This is a genomic window from Bacillus sp. NTK071 (genome assembly GCF_017303315.1).
In the GTDB taxonomy this organism is placed as follows: domain Bacteria; phylum Bacillota; class Bacilli; order Bacillales; family Guptibacillaceae; genus Guptibacillus.
In genome coordinates, this window is record NZ_JAFKOI010000034.1 from 1 (window position 1) to 3,484 (window position 3,484).

Genomic DNA, 3,484 nt, shown 5'->3' on the forward strand with positions numbered 1-3,484 from the left:
AATACAAAGTGGATGGGATCTCAACTGGAAAAATATTGAACAAACCATAACAGAACGATCATTTCATACTCTATGTTTCCATTAGCTTGACGGCTATGGGGACAGGTTTCTTGTCCCACCCATAAGTGAAAAAGCGACGACGTTTGTAAGTGTTACTTTACTAACTTGCCAGCTACTTTACTTCTGTTTGCAAGAAAAATTACTACGATTTGCTTTATGCCCTTTAGTATATTAGATCATTGTTGGGACGAAGTACATGTCCCTGTGTGCCACCATCGACCTAGGTGTAATTAAACAAATGGAGCCATAAAGGAGTGTAGCAATTGAACATAAATGATATATGTCATTTAATTGAAACAGAATTTAAAGTGATCAAAAAGGAAAAGGGCATTATTTGCGTCGCACTGATAAGTGGAGAAGATTATCCTGAAACTATAGTTAAATTAATTTTAAATGAAGCAATTAATCACTTTGAGCTTTTTGAAGTTGTTAGAGGAAAAGAATATAAAGTAAATTTGTATTCAGATAAATATAAATCTATGATAGCCTTATATTTATTTTCGAAAAGTAAGTTGGAAGTAAGAAAACATGATATGGATCGTCAAACTGAGATTAGAAATGCAACATCATTGAATGAAATACAAAAAATCTTAAGGACATTTTCAGATGAGCAGTATTATTCATTTTTTAAAATTAAGCCTAATAAGATAATTTTAGAAAAAAACACAAATGATAGATTTAACGTTTTGTTTTTGGGGCAAGGTGACTCTAAGATTTACATAGCTAAATCTAGAAGCTTGAATAGCGCTGCGCTAGTTCTATACAATTTTTCGCATAAACTCAGTCAATTTTATGAATCTCTTAATAAGATTGAGTTGAAAAATGATCCTGAATTTATAGAAAATCTAAAAGAATTATACATCTTGGGATAAAGAATTCAGCATCCCGGGGACGGTTCTCATGATGCAATATTTCGAAATAAAGTGAAAAGAAGCATTAATTATTCCAATAATTAATGCTTCTTTTATTTATGAGATGGAATCAACAGAACCGTCCCAGCTATTCCGATTCCGTGGAACCCGACTTTTTAAAGGAAGCAGCGGATAAGCGAGTCGAAGGCTATAGAGCCGCCGCCATGCAGGCGATTAAAGATCCGATGGGCGTCGTTGAATCGATCTCACAATCCTTCTCCGATACCTATGAAGACGAAGGCATTGCCTATATTACAGGGAATGCTTCCACAGCCTTTATCCCGTATGTCGGCATGGCAGGTAAATCAGCCAGCCTCGCCAAACTTGCTGGAAAGATCCCGAACTCTAACCTAAGCAAGGTCGCTGGAAGTAGTAAAGTAGACGTTGCGGCCATCGTAAAAAAACATAACGCTTTTGAAGGCATGAAGCGTGGCATGGGTGAATTTGTCCAGGACGTTAAAGGCGGCATGCAGGTTGCGGGGAATCCGAATAGGGTGGCTGTTGGGGCGAATGGATCTGTACCGAGTAATGTCGTAAACTCTACCATTGTACAAAAAGAAATAGATGATACGATTAGTAGGATTGTAGGGAGTAAAGATTCAGGTATTACATTCAAGAATCCAGGAGAATATTTTGACCATATCAATGACATTGGTAAACGTAGTGACTTAACGAATGAAGAGAAATTAGCAAAAATTCATGAAGCTTATGATAGATTGGAAGTAAAAGGCGATGTTACGGTGGTCTCTGATACGAAGTACTTGAAATCTGATGGGTTTGGTAAGAATGGTCGAATGTTGATGGATTGGCCTGAGAACATGGGATTTGAAGAAGGTTCAGTTCAGGTGATTACTAGAAATAACCCTTTACCCGAAAGATGGGATCGAATTGGTGGTGACGGTGGAGTGAATTTTACTACGTTACCTGATAATGGTGTTCCTTATACTTATGATCAACGTGCCATACCATATCTGAAAAACCCTGAAGCAAGGCATGTAGGAAACTTTGATAATGAATCCTATTTTGAAGCAATTGATGCAATTAGGAATGAAAACCTTGAAGAGTTAAACCGAATTGTAGTTGCGAATGGAAGAAAACCAGTATCCTATGTAGACATTGTTGATTTTAAGGCAGATTATGATGACTTCCAGTATAACTTAAAAAAAGTTGTAGGAAACGCAGACACAACTTATGGATTGAAAGGTATTGCAGCTCCATGGAGAAGTAGTTTTATTTACAGGTGAGAAGTTAATGAATGGAGGAGCTGAACAAATAGTAACTCCATTGAATGGTCAGACGATGTTGAAAATTGGTATTTTACCAAAATATTAGGGGGATAAAATGACTAAACAAGAGTTTTTACAAAGATATAATTCTGAAAATCTAACTATTGGCGCAGAATATATGATGGTATTAGATGGAGTAACAGATGAACCTCTTGTATTAGGTTGTGCATACGACCAAGGGGTGTGGAAAGTTTATAAAACAAGAGAAAGAGGGGGCCACTACATCATTAAAGAATTTACAAGTGAGAATGAGGCATTTGATTTTTTTTATGAATTAGTGTTAAGTCAACATAACTTTCAAATTAATAATTATTAGACAAATTGGACGATCAAGCGCATAGCTGGGGCGGTTCGAGACTATTGAAAAACTCTACGGCTATGGGGACAGGTTTCTTGTCCCAATCATAAGTGAAAAAGCGACGACGTTTGTAAGTGTTACTTTACTAACTTGCCAGCTACTTTATTTCTGTTTGCAAGAAAAATTACTACGATTTGCTTTATGCCCTTTAGTTTATTAGATCATTGTTGGGACGAAGTACCTGTCCCAGTGTCCCACATTTAGAAAGCATGGGCGTTATTCCTAAATATTAAGAGGAGGTAAACTATGACAAAGCAAGAGTTCCTACAAAGATATAAGGATGAAAACTTAAATATTGGAGAGTACATAATAGTACTAGATAATATAACAGATGAACCATTTGTATTAGGGTGTGTATATGATCAAGGGGTGTGGAAAATATATGAGAGTGGTGAGCGGTATGGCCACGGCATACTAAAGAAAAAAGACAATGAAGAAGAGGCATTTGATTATTTTTATCAAGTAGTGTTAAGTCAACATAAACTAGAAAATAGTTAGGTGAACTAGAATCAGGTTCCAAATCTCTGTAATCAAGTATTACAGATAGACATAGGGACAGGTTCTGCGTCTCTTAAAGGTCAGATAAAAGTCTTTAAGTTTTCAACTGAAATTGGGGACAGAGGGACAGGTTTCTTGTCCCACCCATAAGTCAAAAAGCGACGACGTTTGTAAGTGTTACTAACTTGCCAGCTACTTTACTTCTGTTTGCAAGAAAAATTACTACGATTTGCTTTATGCCCTTTAGTTTATTAGATCATTGTTGGGACGAAGTACCTGTCCCCATAGCCGTCAAGCTAAGCTAATTGTTTTTGATACTCCGCCTTTAAACGTTATCCTTCCTAGAAGAATATTCTAAGGAAGGAAGATAA

The 3,484-nt window shown here is 36.5% G+C and carries 4 protein-coding genes; all 4 read left to right on the plus strand.

Annotation, left to right across the window (positions count from 1 at the left end; translation table 11 throughout):
* Positions 1-323: 323 nt before the first annotated feature.
* The 4 genes from JI666_RS20795 to JI666_RS20810 all read left to right on the plus strand — a co-directional run bounded on the left by JI666_RS20795 (position 324) and on the right by JI666_RS20810 (position 3,113).
* Entirely contained in the window at positions 324-932 is a 609-nt protein-coding gene (locus JI666_RS20795) for a hypothetical protein (protein ID WP_206894997.1), read from the plus strand.
* 98 nt (positions 933-1,030) lie between these two features.
* Entirely contained in the window at positions 1,031-2,215 is a 1,185-nt protein-coding gene (locus tag JI666_RS20800; protein WP_206894998.1) for a hypothetical protein, read from the plus strand.
* A 97-nt stretch (positions 2,216-2,312) separates the two neighbouring features.
* Entirely contained in the window at positions 2,313-2,573 is a 261-nt protein-coding gene (locus tag JI666_RS20805) for a hypothetical protein (RefSeq protein WP_206894999.1), read from the plus strand.
* Between the two features lie 288 nt (positions 2,574-2,861).
* Complete coding sequence (locus JI666_RS20810) at positions 2,862-3,113, plus strand: hypothetical protein (protein WP_206895000.1); 252 nt, start codon at positions 2,862-2,864, stop codon at positions 3,111-3,113.
* The last annotated feature ends 371 nt before the right edge of the window (positions 3,114-3,484 follow it).